Here is a 16,685-nt window from a genome sequence, read left to right as displayed (position 1 = left end):
GCAGCCAGCCCATCAGGGGCGGTTCTCGTTGTGGTCGGGCGCGCGCCGCTGCGGCGCCAACAGCACCCAGCTGGCCAGCGGCCAGAGCAGGGCCTCCAGCAGCGGTGCCACGACCACGCCGAGCCCCGGCAGCCCGCCCCCCGAGAACAGGCCGATCACCACCTGCACCGCGTGGGCGAGCGCGAACAGCCCGATCATCTGCAGCGCCTGCGACCACGGCCGGAACCAAAGCACGCGCCGGTGCGTCATGCGCGTGCCATACATCAGCACGGTGTAGGCCAGCGCGTGCTGGCCGAGCAGGGCCGATTGCTGCACGTCCATGCACAGCCCCAGCGCAAACGCCAGGCCCATGCCCACGCGCAAGGGCTGGTGAACGCCCCAGAACGCGAGCAGCAGCACCAGCACGTCCGGCGTCCAGGCCACGCGCCCGAGCGGCAGCATGTTGAAGGCCAGCGCAGCCACCAGGCTGGCGCCGATGAACACCGGGTTGACGGGCAGCAGCAGCTGCTGCCCACGCGGCATGATCATGCTCGTCCTCCGCCTTCGGGCTGCCTGCCCAGCTTGCTGCAGACCTTCATTTGCGGCCTTTCTTGCGGATCACGGGCTCGGCCGCCACCGGCTCCGGCTTTTGCGGCAGCTGGCCGGCCACGGGCTGCAGCAACATGACGTGGCGCGCGCTCTGGATGGCCGCCACCGGATCGCAATAGATGCGCGCGAAGGCCGAGTCGGCGCGGCGCTCCACGCGCACCACGCGCGCCACCGGCAGGCCCGGCGGGTACACGCCGTCCAGGCCGCTGGTGGTGAGCAGGTCGCCCTCCTGCACATCGGCATTGGCCGAGACGAAGCGCAGCTCCATGCCGCCGCCGTGGCTGGCCACCGGATCGCCATAGGCCACGCCGCGCGCGCCGGTGCGCAGGTTGAGCACGGGAATGGTCTGCTCGCGGTCGATGAGCAGGGTGATCTCGCTCACGAAGGGATAGACCCGCGTCACCTGCCCCAGGATGCCGGCACCGTCGAGCACGGGCGAGCCCAGCACCACGCCGGCGTTCTGGCCCTGGTCCACCACCACGCGGCGCGAATAGGGATCGGCGGTGTCGTAGAGGATCTGCGCCACCTGGGCAGGCACCTGCAGGCGCTCGCGCAGGCCCAGCAACTGGCGCAGGCGGTCGTTCTCCTGCGCCAACTGGTCGCCCTGGTTGGCGCGCTGCGACATCAGGGCCAACTGCTTGCGCGCCTGGTCGGTCTCCTGGCGCGCGGTCTGCAGGGACTGGAAGTAGCCGGCGCCATGGCCGGCCAGCTCGACCGGCTTGAGCATGAGCCACTGGGCCGGGTACAGCACCGTGGCCACGGCCTTGCGCAGCGGGTCCGTGACGCGAAAGCGCGCGTCGGCCACCATCAAAAACAGCGCCAAGGCGCTGTACAGGACGAGCTGGGAAAGGGCCGACGGCCCCTGCCTGAAAAAGGAGGGGGCGCTGCGGTCCAGGGTTCCAAGCGGCATGGTTCTAGGGCGGGACCTGCGGGGGCGGGTCCTGGCGCCCTTACTCGCTGGTGAAGATACTGCCCGCGCGGTCCATGCGCTCCAGCGCGATGCCGCAGCCGCGCACCACGCAGGTCAGCGGGTCTTCGGCGACGAGCACTGGCAGGCCGGTTTCCTCGGCCAGCAGGCGGTCCAGGTCGCGCAGCAGGGCGCCGCCGCCGGTCAGCATCATGCCGCGCTCGGCGATGTCGGCGCCGAGTTCGGGCGGCGTCTGCTCCAGCGCGTTCTTGACGGCCGAGACGATCTGGTTGAGCGGCTCGGTCAGGGCTTCCAGCACTTCGTTGCTGGAGATGGTGAAGCTGCGCGGCACGCCTTCGCTGAGGTTGCGGCCGCGCACTTCCATTTCGCGCACCTCGGAGCCCGGGAAGGCGCTGCCGATCTGCTTCTTGATGGCTTCGGCCGTGGGCTCGCCGATCAGCATGCCGTAGTTGCGGCGGATGTAGCTGATGATGGCCTCGTCGAACTTGTCGCCGCCCACGCGCACGCTGCCCTTGTAGACCATGCCGCCGAGCGAGATCACGCCCACCTCGGTGGTGCCGCCGCCGATGTCCACCACCATGGAGCCGCTGGCCTCGCTGACCGGCAGGCCCGCGCCGATACCGGCAGCCATGGGTTCCTCGATGAGGTAGACGGCCGTGGCGCCGGCCGCCTCGGCCGCGTCCTTGATGGCGCGGCGCTCGACCTGGGTGGAGCCGCAGGGCACGCAGATGATGATGCGCGGGCTGGGCGTGAGCAGGGTGCGCGGGTGCACCATCTTGATGAACTGCTTGATCATCTGCTCGGTGATGACGAAGTCGGCGATCACGCCGTCCTTCATCGGGCGGATGGCCTCGATGTTGCCGGGCACCTTGCCCAGCATGGCCTTGGCCTCGCGGCCCACGGCCTGGATGACCTTCTTGCCATGCGGGCCGCTTTCATGGCGGATCGCCACGACCGAGGGCTCGTCGAGCACGAGCCCCTTGTCGCGGGCGAAGATCAGGGTGTTGGCGGTGCCAAGGTCAATGGCGAGATCGGTGGAGAAGTACCGACGGAAAGCTCCGAACATTCAAAAATCCTCTCGGGCACGGCATGCGCTTCGGCCTGCCATCGCCGGTTTGTGGCATCTAAACTGGCTCTTTTGCGCACAACATCCTGCCAATTGCGGTGTGTTGCGGCAAAGGCGGGATAATACCGCATCCCCTGTGAATAACTCCCCCCGGAATGCCCGCATCCCGAGCTTTACATCCGGTTTCCGAGGCTAAGACCCCCTATGGCACTGACATCCCAGGACATCGGCCGCATCGCCCATCTGGCGCGGCTTGAACTCAGCCCCAACGAAAGTGAGCGCATGCTCACGCAATTGAACGGCTTTTTCGACATCGTGGAGAAGATGCGCGCTGTGGATACCGCGGGCATCGAGCCCCTGGCGCACCCGGTCGCCGCCATCCAGGACATCGCCCTGCGCCTGCGCGACGACGTGGCCAGCGAGCCCGACCAGCGCGAAGCCAACCAGAAGAGCGCGCCGGCCGTCGAGCGCGGCCTGTTCCTGGTTCCCAAAGTGATCGAGTGAGCCCCGCATGACCCAAACCGCATTGCACGACCTGGGCGTGGCCCAGCTCGCCACCGAACTGCGCCAGCGCCGCGTTTCCGCCGTCGAAGCCGCCCGGCATTTCCTCGCCCGCGCCCAGGCCCACCAACACCTGGGCGCCTACGTGGCCCTGAACGAGGACGCGACGCTGGCCCAGGCCCGCGCCGCCGACGCGCGCCTTGCCGCAGGCACGGCCGGCGCCCTGGAAGGCGTGCCGCTGGCGCACAAGGACATCTTCGTCACGCGCGACTTCCCCAGCACCGCTGGCTCGAAGATGCTGGCCGGCTACCAGTCGCCGTTCGATGCCACCGTGGTCACGCGCCTGGCCCAGGCCGGCGCCGTGAGCCTGGGCAAGCTCAACTGCGACGAGTTCGCCATGGGCTCGGCCAACGAGAACTCGGCCGTGGCCCCGGTGGGCTTCGACGCCCCCGCCCCGGTGCGCAACCCCTGGGACCAGAGCCGCATCCCCGGCGGTTCCTCGGGTGGCAGCGCCGTGGCCGTGGCCGCGCGCCTGGCGCCCGCCGCCACCGGCACCGACACCGGCGGCTCCATCCGCCAGCCGGCCTCGTTCTGCGGCATCACCGGCATCAAGCCGACCTACGGCCGCGCCAGCCGCTACGGCATGATCGCCTTCGCCTCCAGCCTCGACCAGGCCGGCCCCATGGCCCGCTCGGCCGAGGACTGCGCGCTGCTGCTCTCGGCCATGTGCGGCCCCGACCCGGACCGCGACTCGACCTCGCTGGACGTGCCGGCGGAAGACTTCAGCCGCTCGCTGAACGACTCGCTCGACGGCCTGCGCATCGGCATCCCGGCCGAGTTCTTCGGCGAGGGCCTGGCCCCCGACGTGCGCGCCGCCGTGGATGGCGCGCTGAAGGAATACGAAAAGCTCGGCGCGAAGCTGGTGCCCATCAGCCTGCCGCGCACCGAGCTGTCGATCCCGGTGTACTACATCATCGCCCCGGCCGAGGCCTCGTCCAACCTCTCGCGCTTCGACGGCGTGAAGTTCGGCCACCGCGCCAAGGACTACGGCGACCTGCTCGACATGTACAAGAAGACGCGCGCCGAAGGCTTCGGCGACGAGGTCAAGCGCCGCATCATGATCGGCGCCTACGTGCTCTCGCACGGCTACTACGACGCCTACTACCTGCAGGCGCAGAAGATCCGCCGCATGATCGCCGACGACTTCCAGAACGCCTTCAAGGACTGCGACCTGATCGCCGGCCCGGTGGCGCCCACCGTGGCCTGGAAGCTCGGCGAGCACGGCAGCGACCCGCTGGCCGACTACCTGGCCGACATCTTCACGCTGCCGGGCTCGCTGGCCGGCCTGCCCGGCATGAGCGTGCCCGCCGGCTTTGGCGAAGGCGGCATGCCGGTGGGCCTGCAGCTCATCGGTAACTATTTCAGCGAGGCGCGCCTGCTCAATGCGGCGCACCGCCTGCAGCAGGCGACGGACTTCCACCTGCGCAGTCCGCTCTAAAAACCATAGCTGCTTGCGCTTTATGAACGGGTAATTCAGCACCAAATCATGCTGAAAGCATTACCAATCAAGCGCCAGCAGCTCCTCTTTTTGATAGCCAAGGACAGCTACCCATGTCTGCGAAACTGATCCACGGTTACGAAGTCGTCATCGGCTTCGAGACCCACACCCAGCTGGCCACGCACAGCAAGATCTTCAGCCGCGCCAGCACCGCCTTCGGCGCCGAGCCCAACACCCAGGCCTGCGCCGTGGACCTGGCCCTGCCCGGCACCCTGCCCGTGATGAACCGCGAGGCCGTGGCCTGCGCGATCAAGCTGGGCCTGGCCCTGGGCTCGCACATCGCGCCCAAGAGCATCTTCGCGCGCAAGAACTACTTCTACCCCGACCTGCCCAAGGGCTACCAGATCAGCCAGTTCGAGATCCCGGTGGTGCAGGGCGGCGAGGTGAGCTTCTTCCTCGGCGACGAGCAAAAGACCGTGCGCTTGGTGCGCGCCCACCTGGAGGAAGACGCCGGCAAGTCGCTGCACGAGGAATTCCACGGCATGAGCGGCATCGACCTCAACCGCGCGGGCACGCCGCTGCTGGAGATCGTCACCGAGCCGGACATGCGTTCCACCGAGGAGGCCGTGGCCTACGCCAAGGAGCTGCACAAGATCGTCACCTGGATCGGCATCTGCGACGGCAACATGCAGGAGGGCTCGTTCCGTTGCGACGCCAACGTCTCGGTGCGCAAGCCCGGCCAGCCGCTGGGCACGCGCCGCGAGATCAAGAACCTCAACAGCTTCAAATTCATGCAGCAGGCGATCGACTACGAGATCCGCTGGCAGATCGAGGAGCTGGAGGACGGCCGCGCGATCGAGCAGGCCACCGTGCTGTTCAACCCCGACACGGGCGAGACGCGCGCCATGCGCACCAAGGAAGACGCGGCCGACTACCGCTACTTCCCCGACCCGGACCTGCCGCCGCTGGTGATCGCGCCCGAGTGGGTGGAGAGCACGCGCGCGCAGATGACCGAGCTGCCCCGCGCCATGGCCGCGCGCTTCGTGCAGGACTACGGCCTGCCCGAGTACGACGCGACCACGCTCACGCAGAGCAAGGCCATGGCGGCCTATTTCGAAGCCGCCGCCCGGGCCAGCGGCCAGGCCAAGCTGGCCAGCAACTGGATCATGGGCGAGGTGTCACGCCGCCTGAACACGGGCGAGATCGGCATCGAGCAGGCCCCCGTGTCCGCGCAGCAGCTCGCGGCGCTGGTCCAGCGCATCGCTGATGGCACCATCAGCAACAACGCCGCCAAGCAGGTGTTCGACGCGCTGTGGACCGGCGAAGCCAGCGATGTGGACGCCGTCATCGAGGCCAAGGGCCTCAAGCAGATGAACGACAGCGGTGCGCTGGAGAAGATCGTCGACGAGGTGATCGCCGCCAACCCCGACAACGTGGCGCAGTTCAAGGCCGGCAAGGACAAGGCGTTCAACGCCCTGGTGGGCCAGGTCATGAAGGCCAGCAAGGGCAAGGCCAATCCCCAGCAGGCCACCGACCTGCTGCGCGCCCGCCTGGGCGCCTAAGAAACGTGCGCTGGCGGGCGCGGCCGGCGCCTGTCAGCGGGTGGGGTCGATGCCGGGCACGTGCGGCACGGCGCCCTGGCTGGCCCACAGGCGTCGCAGTTGCGCCAGTTCCTCGTCGAAACGCTGGTGGATGCGGCGCTTTTCCTGGTCCTGCCCGGCGATGAAGCGCTTCTGCTCCAGCACCTCCTCGTCGTTCTCGGCCAGTTGCCGGCGCAGCGTCATGGGGGCCTTGGCCGGGTCCTTGCGGTAGAACTCCATTTCCTGGTCCAGCGTCTTGCGCCGGGCCTGCAGGTCGACGATGCGCTTGGCGGCCGTGGCCGCCACCTCGTCCACCTGGGCGATGGTGTTGGCGCGCTCGGCATCGTGCGCCGCCTTGTCGGGGTAGCGCGCCAGCAAGACACGCTCGCGCCGGCGCTCCTCGGCCAGGCGTGCCTGCTCCTCCTGTTCCTTGCGGCGCTGGGCCTCCTGGGCCGCGCGCTCCTGGGCCGTGAGGGTGGGGCCGATGACGCGGCGCACGGTCCCCGAAGGGCTCAGTTCCCGTTGTTCGCGGTCGATGCACTCGCGGATGGGCCGGTCCGAGGTGAGCTTGCGCCCCTGGCTGTCCACGCAGGAGTAAATGCTGGTGGTGCCCGGGGTGTTCTGGGCGGCCACGGCCATGCACAGGCTGGCCAGCACGCTGCCCGCACCCATCCTCCACGCCATGCTTTTCAAGGTGTCATCCTTCCTCGACGCCATAACGCTGGCGGTAGGCCAGCACCCGATCGCGGTGGGCCGCCATGTCCGTGCCCCCACTACGGGACAGATACTGCAATAAGTCTGCCAACGTGGCAATGGCACAGACCTGGAGTCCGAGCTGGTTGCGCACGTACTGCACGGCGCTGTGCGCCACATCCTGCCCATTCTCGGTGGCTTTCTCCTGCCGGTCCAGTGCGATGGCCACGGCATGGGGCGTGGCGCCCGCGGCCCGGATGAGGGCGATGGACTCGCGCGCCGCCGTGCCGGCCGACATCACGTCGTCCACGATGAGCACGCGCCCCTGGAGCGGCGCGCCCACCAGGGTGCCGCCCTCGCCATGGTCCTTGGCCTCCTTGCGGTTGTAGGCAAAGGGCACGTTGCGGCCCAGCCGCGCCAGCTCCACGGCCACGGTCGCGGCCAGCGGAATGCCCTTGTAGGCCGGGCCGAACACCATGTCGAATTCAATGCCACTGGCCAGCAGGGCTTTTGCATAGAATTCCGCGAGACGGCCCATCTTGGCGCCATCATCGAACAAGCCGGCGTTGAAGAAATAGGGGCTCAGCCGGCCGGCCTTGGTCTTGAATTCACCAAACCGCAAGACACCGGATTCCACCGCGAAACGCACGAAATCCTGCGCCAGATCGCCCCCCGCCCCGGTTTGCGCGCCAACATCCACCATGGGAAATTCCTTGTTCAAGTTAACCAGCCTCAACCTCAACGGTATCCGCTCCGCCACCAGCAAGGGCGTGGAGCCGTGGATCGCCGCCACCGCGCCGGATTGTATTTGCGTGCAGGAAGTCAAGGCCCAGGCGGCCGATATCGCGGGCCGCTTCGAGCGGCTGGCCGGACTGCAGGGCCATTTCCACTTCGCCCAGAAGAAGGGCTATTCCGGCGTCGGCATCTACACCCGGCACGAGCCCAGCGAGGTGATCGCGGGCTTCGGCTCGGAGGAATTCGATGCCGAAGGGCGCTACCTGGAGCTGCGCTTCGACACCCCGGCGCGCAAGCTCTCGATCATCAGCGCCTACTTCCCCAGCGGCTCGTCGGGCGAGGATCGCCAGCAGGCGAAATTCCGCTTCCTCGACGCCTTCCACCCCCACCTCATGCAGGCCAAGGGCCAGCGCGAGTTCATCCTGTGCGGCGACGTCAACATCGCGCACCAGCAGATCGACCTGAAGAACTGGCGCAGCAACCAGAAGAACAGCGGCTTCCTGCCCGAAGAGCGCGCCTGGATGACAAAAGTGTTGCACACAACCGATCCGGGCGGCGGCCTGGTGGACGTGTACCGCCGGCTGCGGCCCGACACCACCGACACCGCCTACACCTGGTGGAGCAACCGGGGGCAGGCCTACGCCAACAATGTGGGGTGGCGTCTGGATTACCACCTGGCCACGCCGGCACTGGCGGCCCTGGCCCGCGCGGAGCACATTTACAAAGGAGAGAAATTCTCCGACCATGCACCCATCACCGTGGATTACGACTTCACGCTTTAACCCATGACCGCCCCCACCGATCAGGACCTGTCGCTGCCCGAGTGCATCCAGCCGGACAGCACAGAGGCCCTGTGGAAGCTGCTCACCACGCCGCACCCGGTCATCGGCAAGGCACGCCACCTGGGCGAGGCCCTGCTGCACGCGGGGCTGATCACGCCATCCGCGCTCGCCAGCAGCCTGCAGATGCAGCGGCTGGAACGGGACAAGGGGCGTGACCGCCCCATCGGCCAGATCCTGGTCGAGCAGCACGACCTGACGCAGGACCAGCTGCGGCAGGTCATCTCCACCTGGCTGGGCGAATACATGGTCGATCCAGCACACCTCGTACCCGAGGCGCCGGCGCTGGCCCTGGTGCCGCGTACCGTGGCCGAGCGCGAGTCCGTGCTGCCGCTGCTGACGCGCGAGGACTCGCTGGTGCTGCTCATGGCCGACCCCTTCGACCGGGTGCTGCTCGACGAACTGCGCTTCCTGACGCAGCGCCGCCTGATCCCCATGCAGGCGGCGCCGGGCAGCCTGGGGCCCGCCATCTCCCGGGCCTACAGCATCCACACTGGCGACCAGTCCAAGTCGCCCAAGCGGGGCAATGGCGCCTCCGGCAACGGCAATGGCAGCCGCATGCAGGGCTCCGCGCGGGCCTCCTCGCAGGAGCTGGTGCAGAACCTCAACAGCACCGCCACCGAATACGACTCGGCGGAAGCCGATGTGGTGAGCGAGTCCGACAACACGTTGGTGCGGCTGATCAATTCCGTCATCGACGAGGCCATCAACCAGCATGCGTCCGACATCCACATCGAGACCGAACCCGCGCCGCAGAACGTGCGCATCCGCCTGCGCATCGACGGCGACCTGACGCCCTACCTGGAGCTGCCGGCGCGCTTTCGCTTCGCCCTGGTGGCGCGCATCAAGGTCATGGCCAGCATGGACATTTCCGAGCACCGCAAGCCCCAGGACGGCAAGATCGACTTCTCGCGCTTCGGCGGCCCGCCCGTGGAGCTGCGCGTGGTCACCGTGCCCACCTCGCGCGGCCTCGAAGACGTGGTGCTGCGCCTGCTGGCCGGCGCCAAGCCCTTGCCGCTGGATGCCATCGGGTTGAGCCCCGCCAACCTGCTGGCCATGCGCGAGATCATGAAGAAGACCTACGGCCTGATCCTCGTGGTGGGCCCCACGGGCTGCGGCAAGACCACCTCGCTGCACTCGGTGATCCGCGACATCAACACCGCCGGCCGCAAGATCTGGACGGCCGAGGACCCGATCGAAATCACCCAGAGCGGGCTGCGCCAGGTGCAGGTGAACCCGCGCATCGGCTGGACCTTCGCCGCCGCCATGCGCACCTTCCTGCGCGCCGACCCCGACGTGATCATGATCGGAGAGATGCGCGACGAGGAAACCGCGCGCATCGCCATCGAGGCCTCGCTCACCGGCCACCTCGTGCTCTCCACCCTGCACACCAACTCGGCGCCCGAGAGCATCGCGCGGCTGCTGGAGATCGGCCTCGATCCGTTCAACTTCTCCGATTCGCTGCTCGCCATCCTCGCGCAGCGCCTGGTGCGGCGCCTGTGCACGGCCTGCCGCGAGGCCGTTCCGGCCGACGGCGAAACCCTGCAGAGCATGGCCTCGCAGTACCTCGCCAGCGGCACGGGCAACACCGCCGAAGGGCGATCCGCCCTGGTGGAACGCTGGCGCAAGAACTACGGTGGCGGCACGGGCGAGCTGCAGCTCTGGCGCCGCCAGGGCTGCAAGGAATGCGACGGGCACGGCTACCGCGGGCGCATGGGCATCCACGAGCTGATGATCAGCGACGAAGCCATCCGCCACCACATCCGCCACCGCGCCCCGGCCTCCGAACTGCGCCTGTCGGCGCTTGAGGCCGGCATGCTCACGCTGCGCCAGGACGGCATCGAGAAGGTGCTGCAGGGCCTGACCGACATGTCCGAGGTGCTCGGCGCGACCAACCTCTGAGCCGCGCGCCAAGCGCGCTACGCGGTCGGGCCGCAGCGGTCCAGCGGCACCTGCAGCCCCACCTTGAGGCAGCCCAGCGCGACCGACGTGCGAAAGCGCCGCACGTTGTCGTCGCCGCCAAACAGGCGCCCGGTCAGCGCCTCGTAGTCCGCCATGGTGGAGGCGGTGATGACCAGCAGGTAGTCCGCCTCGCCGGTGATGGCGTAGCACTGCTGCACCGCCGGTTCGTCCGCGATACGCTGGCGCAGGCCCGCAGTGCGCAGCGGGTGTTCGTCGTGCACATGCACCTCCACCAGCAGCGTGAGCGGGCGCCCCAGCAGGCTGGCGTCGAGCTGGGCCGCCTCGGCACGCACCACGCCGCTCTCGCGCAAGCGCCGGATGCGCCGCTGCACGGCCGGAGCCGACAGGTGCACCGCCTGCGCGATCTCGCGCTGCGGCACGGTGTTGTCGCGCTGCAGGAGGTCGAGGATGGCGAGGTCGAAGGCGTCGAGCTTCAGGGGATCGGCGGCGGGCATGGGCGAGCGAAAGTTGCGTTACAGGTCTGGAAATAGAGCAGGAATCACAGGGATAGCGCAATATATTTTCCACATGTCGTCCTCTCGCGCCTCCTCCTTCATTCCGCTGCTGGCCATCTTCGGCTCGGTCACCTTCCTGGGCCTGGGTACCTCGTGGGCCAAGCACACCCTGTTTCCGCTGGTCGGCGCGGAGGGCACCACGGCCGTGCGCGTGGGCTTCTCGGCGCTGCTGCTCCTGCTGCTGTGGCGCCCCTGGCGCTGGCGCCTCACGCGCGGCGACCTGCGCGCCATCGCCTGCTACGGCGCGGCGCTCGGGCTGATGAACCTGACCTTCTACCTGTCGCTGCAGACCCTGCCCTTCGGCGTGGCCGTGGCCATCGAGTTCGCCGGGCCGCTGGCGGTGGCCGTGCTGTCGTCGCGCCGGGCGCTGGACTTCGTCTGGGTGCTGCTGGCCGTGGCCGGACTGGGCCTGCTGCTGCCCCTGGGGCACGACGTGAGCACGCTGGACCCCCTGGGCGTGGCGTACTCGCTGGTGGCGGCCGTGTGCTGGGCGACCTACATCCTGTTCGGCAAGCGGGTCGGGCACCTGCACGCGGGCCTGTCGGTGTCGCTGGGCCTGACGGTGGCGGCGCTGGTGGTGCTGCCCGTGGGGCTGGCGCATGCCGGCATGGCGCTGTGGTCCTGGCCTGTTCTGGCGGTGGGGCTGGGCGTGGCCGCCATCTCCAGCGCGGTGCCGATCTCGCTGGAGATGGTGGCGCTCAAGCGCCTGCCGCCGCAGGCCTTCGGCATCATGATCAGCATGGAGCCGGCCGTGGCGGCCGTGCTGGCGCTGGGGCTGCTGGACGAGCGCCTGAGCATCACGCAGTGGGCGGCCATCGGGCTCATCGTGATGGCCTCGGTGGGCTGCGCGGCCTCGGCGCGGACCGCACGCCGCGCGGACCGGCGCGGCGGCACCGACAGCGGCGCCTCCGCGCCTACACTTGCGCCCTGATCATCCTGCAACCCAGCTTTCCGCCCCATGCTGCGCTACCTCACCGTCCCCGTCACGCCCTTCCAGCAAAACAGCTCCATCGTCTGGTGCGATGCCACCGGCCAGGCCGCCGTCATCGACCCGGGCGGCGACCTCGACCTGCTGCTGGCCGAGGTCCAGCGCCTGGGTCTCACGCTCGGCCAGATCTGGCTCACGCACGCCCACATCGACCATGCCGGCGGCACGGGCGAGCTGGCCGAGCGGCTGCAACTGCCCATCGTCGGGCCGCACCCGGGCGACCAGTTCTGGATCGACGGCCTGCCGCAGCAGAGCGCGATGTTCGGCTTTCCTCCCGCGCAGCTGTTCACGCCCACGCGCTGGCTGCACGACGGCGACCAGGTGCAGATCGGCGACGAAACCCTGCAGGTGCGCCACTGCCCGGGCCACACGCCGGGCCATGTGGTGTTCCACGCGCCGCAGATCGACCGCGCCTTCGTCGGCGACGTGCTGTTCGCCGGCAGCATCGGCCGCACCGATTTCCCGCAGGGCAACCACGGGCAGCTCATCGACAGCATCACCCAGCGCCTGTGGCCCATGGGCGACCAGACGGTGTTCATTCCCGGGCACGGGCCCGAGAGCAGCTTCGGGCGCGAACGCCAGAGCAACCCCTACGTGGGTGGAACCTGATATTTCAAGGGTTTTGGGCCTCTAGCGCCCGTGGGTCAAGCGCCGGCAGCTACTAATTCAATAGCATTCAGCCATTCTGCCGGGCCGCTTCGTACAGGCCCTGCACCTTGGGCACGTTCTGCTGCAGCTCGCGGATGCGGTCGGGGCCGCTGGGGTGGGTGGAGAGGAAGGCCAGCCCCTCCTTGCCGCCGGTGGCCTGGCCCATCTTGCGCCACAGGCTCACGGCGGCGCTGGGTTCGTAGCCCGCGCGCGCGGCCAGTTCCAGGCCCACGAGATCGGCGTCGCTCTCGTCGCCCCGGCTGAACTTCAGCGTCAGCAGCTGCCCGCCCAGGCTGGCGGCCAGATTCCCCAGATCCCCCAGACCCAGCAGTTGCGAGCCCAGGCGCAGGCCCAGGTTGGTGGCCTGCGTCTTGGCGATGCGCTCGCGCGCATGCTCGCGCAGGGCGTGCGCCATCTCGTGGCCCATGACCATGGCCACCTCGTCATCGGTGAGCTGGAGCTGCTCCAGGATGCCGGTGTAGAAGGCGATCTTGCCGCCCGGCATGCAGAAGGCGTTGATCTGCTTGCTGCCGATCAGGTTCACCTCCCAACGCCAGTGGCGCGCGCGCTCGTTCCACGGCGCGGTGTGCGGGATGATCCGCCGCGCGATGGCGTGCAGGCGCACGAGCTGCGGGTGGCCGGCCGGCGCCAGCGCGCGCTGGGCGCGCGCCTGTGCCAGCAGTTGGCTGTACTGCTGCACGGCCGAGGTTTCCAGCGTTTCGGCCGGCACCAGGCGGCGCATGCCCGAGGCCGAGCCCACATCGACCTGGGCCAGCGCTGGCGCGGCCATGCCCGCGCCGGCCGCGAGCAGGAAGGCCCGGCGGGCATGCCAGGGGGACGATGGCGCGGCGATGGGGGCAGGGCAGAACAGGCACATGCAGGAATAATAGACAAAAACTCCCGCGCGCCCATGCCAGACAACGCCCCGACCACCGCCGCCACGGCACCCCGCGCCACCTGGCTGCAGACGCTACGCGTCTACCTCGAACCCGCCAGCCTGCGCATGCTCACGCTAGGTTTCGCCGCCGGCCTGCCGCTTTTGCTGGTGCTGGGCACGCTGAGCTTTCGCCTGCGCGAGGCGGGCATCGACCGCGGCACCATCGGTTACCTGAGCTGGGTGGGCCTGGCCTACGGCTTCAAGTGGGCCTGGGCGCCGCTGGTGGACCGCCTGCCGCTGCCGCTGCTCACGCGCTGGCTGGGGCGGCGGCGCGGCTGGCTGCTGCTGTCGCAGGCGGCCATCGTCGCGGGGCTGGTGGGCATGGCGCTGGCCGATCCGCGCCAGGCCCTCGGCCCCATCGTCTGGTGCGCGCTGGTGGTGGCCTTCGGTTCGGCCACGCAGGACATCGCGCTCGACGCCTTCCGCATCGAATCGGCCGACACCGGCCGCCAGGCCGCGCTGGCCGCCGCCTACCAGACGGGCTACCGCCTGGCCATGATCTGGGCCGGCGCGGGCGTGCTGTGGATCGCCGCGCGGGCCGAGGCCACGCCGGCGCTGGGCGCGGCGACCTACCAAAACGGCGCCTGGCAAGCGGCCTACCTGGTGATGGCCGCCTCGATGGCGGTGGGCATCGTCACCGTGCTGTTCTCGCGCGAGCCGCGCCCCGTCGCCCTGCCCCCGGCCAAGGATGCCGCCGAATGGCTGAGCGGCGCGGTGGTCGAACCCTTCGCCGACTTCCTGCGCCGCTACGGCTGGCACGCGGCGCTGATCCTGGCGCTGATCGCGGTCTACCGCATCAGCGACGTGGTGATGGGCATCATGGCCAACCCGTTCTACGTGGACATGGGCTTCACCAAGGACGAGGTGGCGGCCGTGACCAAGGTGTACGGCGTCATCATGACGCTGGTGGGCGCCTTCGTGGGCGGGGTGCTGTCGATGCGCCTGGGCGTCATGCGCATCCTCATGCTGGGCGCGCTGCTGAGCTGCGGCACCAACCTGCTGTTCGCCTGGCTGGCCGGGCACGGGCACGACGTGACGGCGCTGATCGCCGTGGTGTCGGCCGACAACCTGGCGGGCGGCATCGCCTCGGCCGCGTTCATCGCCTACCTGTCGAGCCTGACCAACGTGAGCTATTCGGCCACGCAGTACGCGCTGTTCAGCTCCATGATGCTGCTGCTGCCCAAGTTCATCGCGGGCTTCTCGGGGGACTATGTGAACACCTTCGGCTACGCGCAGTTCTTTGTTTCCACCGCGCTGCTGGGCCTGCCGGTGCTGCTGCTGGTGGCGCTGGCCGCGCGCGTGCAGGCCCCGCCCCCCACCACAGGGGCCTCCGATGGCCGTTGAAGCCGCCACCGCCACCGAACTGGTCAAGGTCGTCACCCTGCTCGGCGCGGCCGTGGTGGCCGTGCCGCTGTTCAAGCGCCTGGGCCTGGGCGCGGTGCTGGGCTACCTGGCGGCGGGCCTGGCCATCGGCCCGTTCGGCCTGCGCCTGTTCACCGATCCGCAGGCCATCCTGCACACGGCCGAGCTGGGCGTGGTGATGTTCCTCTTCCTCATCGGGCTGGAGATGCGGCCCTCGCACCTGTGGAACCTGCGCCGCGCCATCTTCGGCCTGGGCAGCCTGCAGGTGGTGGCGTGCGGGCTGCTGCTCACCGGCGTGGGGCTGGCCTTCGGCTTCAGCCTGGCGGTGTCCTTCGTCAGCGCGATGGGTTTCGTGCTCACCTCCACCGCCATCGTGATGCAGTTGCTGGGCGAGCGCGGCGACATCGCCACGCCCCGTGGCCAGCGCATCACGGCCATCCTGCTGTTCGAGGATCTGCTCATCGTGCCGCTGCTGGCCCTGGTGGCCTTCATCGCGCCGCCCGATGCCTCGGGCGCCACGCCGGCCACGGCGGGCGCGCGCTGGCTGGGCGCGGCCGTGGCGGCTGGGGCGCTCGCGGCGCTGGTGGCGGCGGGCCTGTGGCTGCTCAACCCGATGTTCCGCCTCCTGGCGCGCGCCAAGGCGCGCGAGGTGATGACCGCCGCCGCGCTGCTGGTGGTGCTGGGCGCGGCGCTGCTGATGCAGCTGGGCGGCCTGTCGATGGCGCTGGGCGCCTTCCTGGCCGGGGTGCTGCTGTCCGAATCGAGCTTTCGCCACCAGCTCGAAGCCGACATCGAGCCCTTCCGTGGCCTGCTGCTGGGCCTGTTTTTCCTCGGCGTGGGCATGTCGCTCGACCTGGCGCAGGTGGCGCGCAACGCGCCGCTCATCGTCGCGGGGGTGCTGACCATGATGGCGGTGAAGGCGCTGTGCATCTACTTTGTCGCGCGCCTGGCCCGCAGCAGCCACGCCGACGCGCTGGACCGCGCCGTGCTGATGGCACAGGGCGGCGAGTTCGCCTTCGTGCTGTTCGCTGCGGCCCTGGCCGCGCGCGTCATCGACCCCGGCGTGAACGCCAACATGACGGCCATCGTCGTGCTGTCGATGGCGCTCACGCCGCTGGCGGTGCTGGCCTTGAAACGCTGGGGGCCGCGCGCGCAGGCCTCGCTCGAAGGCACCGAGGCGCCACGGGACGAGCGCGGCAGCGTGCTCCTGATCGGCTTCGGGCGTTTCGGCCAGGTCGCCAGCCAGCATGTGCTCGCGCAGGGGCTGGAGATCACCATCATCGACAACGACCCGCAGGTGACGCGCGACGCCACCGAGTTCGGCTTCAAGGTGTTCTATGGCGACGGCACGCGCGCCGACGTGCTGCACGCCGCCGGCGCGCACCATGCGCGCGCCATCCTGGTGTGCATCGACGACAAGGACGCCACCACGCGCATCGTCGAGCACGCCAAGCGGGCCTGCCCGCACGCGCGCATGCTGGTGCGCGCCTACGACCGGCGGCACGCGGTGGAACTGCTCAAGGCAGGGACCGATTTCCAGATCCGCGAGACCTTCGAGTCCGGCATGGCACTGGGCCGTGCCGCCAGCCTGGCGCTGGGCGCCACGCCCGACGAGGCCGATGCCATCACGGCCGAGATCCGCCGCCGCGACACCGAGCGCCTGGCGCTGGAAGTCAACGGCGACCTGTTCGCGGGGCGCGCGCTGATCCTGGGCAACGCCAAAAACCCTGCCGCCCCCCCGGCGCCTCCAAGCCCTGATTCATCAGAAAAATAGCCTCCAGGGCAATATCAGAAAGCGCCGCCAGCTACTCATTTAATAGCATACCCTGGTGCTGCTGGCACGCC

The 16,685-nt window shown here is 69.3% G+C and carries 16 protein-coding genes; 9 read left to right on the top strand and 7 right to left on the bottom strand.

The window, feature by feature from the left end; translation table 11 throughout:
- Nucleotides 1–12 precede the first annotated feature (12 nt).
- The 3 genes from mreD to D8S75_RS01775 are packed head-to-tail and all read right to left on the bottom strand — an operon-like array spanning nt 13 to nt 2,582.
- Nucleotides 13–528 (bottom strand): rod shape-determining protein MreD, encoded by a 516-nt coding sequence (mreD, locus tag D8S75_RS01785; RefSeq protein WP_119964211.1) that lies wholly within the window; start codon nt 526–528, stop codon nt 13–15.
- 46 nt (nt 529–574) lie between these two features.
- On the bottom strand, nt 575–1,498 hold the full coding sequence (mreC, locus tag D8S75_RS01780; RefSeq protein WP_119964210.1) for a rod shape-determining protein MreC: 924 nt from the start codon (nt 1,496–1,498) through the stop codon (nt 575–577).
- 40 nt (nt 1,499–1,538) lie between these two features.
- The gene (locus D8S75_RS01775) at nt 1,539–2,582 is read right to left on the bottom strand and encodes a rod shape-determining protein (RefSeq protein WP_119964209.1); all 1,044 of its coding nucleotides are present in this window, start codon (nt 2,580–2,582) and stop codon (nt 1,539–1,541) included.
- A 204-nt stretch (nt 2,583–2,786) separates the two neighbouring features.
- Here D8S75_RS01775 and gatC point away from each other — a divergent pair, with 204 nt between their 5' ends.
- From gatC to gatB, 3 genes are all read left to right on the top strand, one after another.
- Entirely contained in the window at nt 2,787–3,086 is a 300-nt protein-coding gene (gene gatC / locus D8S75_RS01770; protein ID WP_119964208.1) for an Asp-tRNA(Asn)/Glu-tRNA(Gln) amidotransferase subunit GatC, read from the top strand.
- Between the two features lie 7 nt (nt 3,087–3,093).
- Nucleotides 3,094–4,581, top strand: coding sequence for an Asp-tRNA(Asn)/Glu-tRNA(Gln) amidotransferase subunit GatA (gatA, locus tag D8S75_RS01765; RefSeq protein ID WP_119964207.1), 1,488 nt, complete (start codon nt 3,094–3,096; stop codon nt 4,579–4,581).
- Nucleotides 4,582–4,694: 113 nt separating this feature from the next.
- Entirely contained in the window at nt 4,695–6,143 is a 1,449-nt protein-coding gene (gene gatB / locus D8S75_RS01760) for an Asp-tRNA(Asn)/Glu-tRNA(Gln) amidotransferase subunit GatB (protein WP_119964206.1), read from the top strand.
- Between the two features lie 33 nt (nt 6,144–6,176).
- Here the strand turns inward: gatB and D8S75_RS01755 are convergent, their stop codons facing one another.
- Nucleotides 6,177–6,845: a DUF4124 domain-containing protein gene (locus D8S75_RS01755; RefSeq protein ID WP_370807244.1), complete on the bottom strand. Its 669-nt coding sequence runs from the start codon at nt 6,843–6,845 to the stop codon at nt 6,177–6,179.
- Nucleotides 6,846–6,858: 13 nt separating this feature from the next.
- Nucleotides 6,859–7,557, bottom strand: a complete 699-nt coding sequence (gene pyrE / locus D8S75_RS01750; protein ID WP_119964380.1) for an orotate phosphoribosyltransferase — start codon at nt 7,555–7,557, stop codon at nt 6,859–6,861.
- A gap of 10 nt (nt 7,558–7,567) precedes the next feature.
- Between pyrE and D8S75_RS01745 the strand changes: the two genes are divergently transcribed.
- On the top strand, nt 7,568–8,371 hold the full coding sequence (locus D8S75_RS01745) for an exodeoxyribonuclease III (protein WP_119964204.1): 804 nt from the start codon (nt 7,568–7,570) through the stop codon (nt 8,369–8,371).
- A 3-nt stretch (nt 8,372–8,374) separates the two neighbouring features.
- Nucleotides 8,375–10,330 (top strand): GspE/PulE family protein, encoded by a 1,956-nt coding sequence (locus D8S75_RS01740; RefSeq protein WP_119964203.1) that lies wholly within the window; start codon nt 8,375–8,377, stop codon nt 10,328–10,330.
- Nucleotides 10,331–10,347: 17 nt separating this feature from the next.
- On the opposite strand, the gene D8S75_RS01735 is transcribed toward D8S75_RS01740, so the two are convergent.
- A complete protein-coding gene (locus D8S75_RS01735) occupies nt 10,348–10,845 on the bottom strand; it encodes an Lrp/AsnC family transcriptional regulator (RefSeq protein WP_119964202.1) in 498 nt (165 codons plus the stop codon).
- A gap of 73 nt (nt 10,846–10,918) precedes the next feature.
- Between D8S75_RS01735 and D8S75_RS01730 the strand changes: the two genes are divergently transcribed.
- Both D8S75_RS01730 and D8S75_RS01725 read left to right on the top strand, forming a co-directional pair.
- Nucleotides 10,919–11,836 (top strand): EamA family transporter, encoded by a 918-nt coding sequence (locus D8S75_RS01730; RefSeq protein WP_119964201.1) that lies wholly within the window; start codon nt 10,919–10,921, stop codon nt 11,834–11,836.
- A gap of 27 nt (nt 11,837–11,863) precedes the next feature.
- Nucleotides 11,864–12,502, top strand: a complete 639-nt coding sequence (locus D8S75_RS01725; RefSeq protein ID WP_119964200.1) for an MBL fold metallo-hydrolase — start codon at nt 11,864–11,866, stop codon at nt 12,500–12,502.
- Nucleotides 12,503–12,569: 67 nt separating this feature from the next.
- Here D8S75_RS01725 and D8S75_RS01720 read toward each other — a convergent pair whose 3' ends face one another.
- Nucleotides 12,570–13,418, bottom strand: coding sequence for a M48 family metallopeptidase (locus D8S75_RS01720; RefSeq protein ID WP_119964199.1), 849 nt, complete (start codon nt 13,416–13,418; stop codon nt 12,570–12,572).
- 33 nt (nt 13,419–13,451) lie between these two features.
- Between D8S75_RS01720 and D8S75_RS01715 the strand changes: the two genes are divergently transcribed.
- Entirely contained in the window at nt 13,452–14,822 is a 1,371-nt protein-coding gene (locus D8S75_RS01715) for an AmpG family muropeptide MFS transporter (RefSeq protein WP_119964198.1), read from the top strand.
- Nucleotides 14,812–16,614, top strand: a complete 1,803-nt coding sequence (locus D8S75_RS01710) for a monovalent cation:proton antiporter-2 (CPA2) family protein (RefSeq protein WP_119964197.1) — start codon at nt 14,812–14,814, stop codon at nt 16,612–16,614. The genes D8S75_RS01715 and D8S75_RS01710 overlap by 11 nt, the downstream gene beginning before the upstream one ends.
- Nucleotides 16,615–16,685 lie beyond the last annotated feature (71 nt).

The organism is Simplicispira lacusdiani (assembly GCF_003604195.1).
Taxonomy (GTDB): domain Bacteria; phylum Pseudomonadota; class Gammaproteobacteria; order Burkholderiales; family Burkholderiaceae_C; genus Simplicispira; species Simplicispira lacusdiani.
Note: the sequence above shows the minus strand (reverse complement) of the source record. Positions and strands in the feature narration are given on the sequence as shown.

What these genes read in the sequence shown, in the direction of transcription:
- mreD (WP_119964211.1), bottom strand. Translation starts at nt 528, where the DNA reads ATGATCATGCCGCGTGGGCAGCAGCTGCTGCTGCCCGTCAACCCGGTG.
- mreC (WP_119964210.1), bottom strand. Translation starts at nt 1,498, where the DNA reads ATGCCGCTTGGAACCCTGGACCGCAGCGCCCCCTCCTTTTTCAGGCAG.
- D8S75_RS01775 (WP_119964209.1), bottom strand. Translation starts at nt 2,582, where the DNA reads ATGTTCGGAGCTTTCCGTCGGTACTTCTCCACCGATCTCGCCATTGAC.
- gatC (WP_119964208.1), top strand. Translation starts at nt 2,787, where the DNA reads ATGGCACTGACATCCCAGGACATCGGCCGCATCGCCCATCTGGCGCGG.
- gatA (WP_119964207.1), top strand. Translation starts at nt 3,094, where the DNA reads ATGACCCAAACCGCATTGCACGACCTGGGCGTGGCCCAGCTCGCCACC.
- gatB (WP_119964206.1), top strand. Translation starts at nt 4,695, where the DNA reads ATGTCTGCGAAACTGATCCACGGTTACGAAGTCGTCATCGGCTTCGAG.
- D8S75_RS01755 (WP_370807244.1), bottom strand. Translation starts at nt 6,845, where the DNA reads ATGGCGTGGAGGATGGGTGCGGGCAGCGTGCTGGCCAGCCTGTGCATG.
- pyrE (WP_119964380.1), bottom strand. Translation starts at nt 7,557, where the DNA reads ATGGTGGATGTTGGCGCGCAAACCGGGGCGGGGGGCGATCTGGCGCAG.
- D8S75_RS01740 (WP_119964203.1), top strand. Translation starts at nt 8,375, where the DNA reads ATGACCGCCCCCACCGATCAGGACCTGTCGCTGCCCGAGTGCATCCAG.
- D8S75_RS01735 (WP_119964202.1), bottom strand. Translation starts at nt 10,845, where the DNA reads ATGCCCGCCGCCGATCCCCTGAAGCTCGACGCCTTCGACCTCGCCATC.
- D8S75_RS01730 (WP_119964201.1), top strand. Translation starts at nt 10,919, where the DNA reads ATGTCGTCCTCTCGCGCCTCCTCCTTCATTCCGCTGCTGGCCATCTTC.
- D8S75_RS01725 (WP_119964200.1), top strand. Translation starts at nt 11,864, where the DNA reads ATGCTGCGCTACCTCACCGTCCCCGTCACGCCCTTCCAGCAAAACAGC.
- D8S75_RS01720 (WP_119964199.1), bottom strand. Translation starts at nt 13,418, where the DNA reads ATGTGCCTGTTCTGCCCTGCCCCCATCGCCGCGCCATCGTCCCCCTGG.
- D8S75_RS01715 (WP_119964198.1), top strand. Translation starts at nt 13,452, where the DNA reads ATGCCAGACAACGCCCCGACCACCGCCGCCACGGCACCCCGCGCCACC.
- D8S75_RS01710 (WP_119964197.1), top strand. Translation starts at nt 14,812, where the DNA reads ATGGCCGTTGAAGCCGCCACCGCCACCGAACTGGTCAAGGTCGTCACC.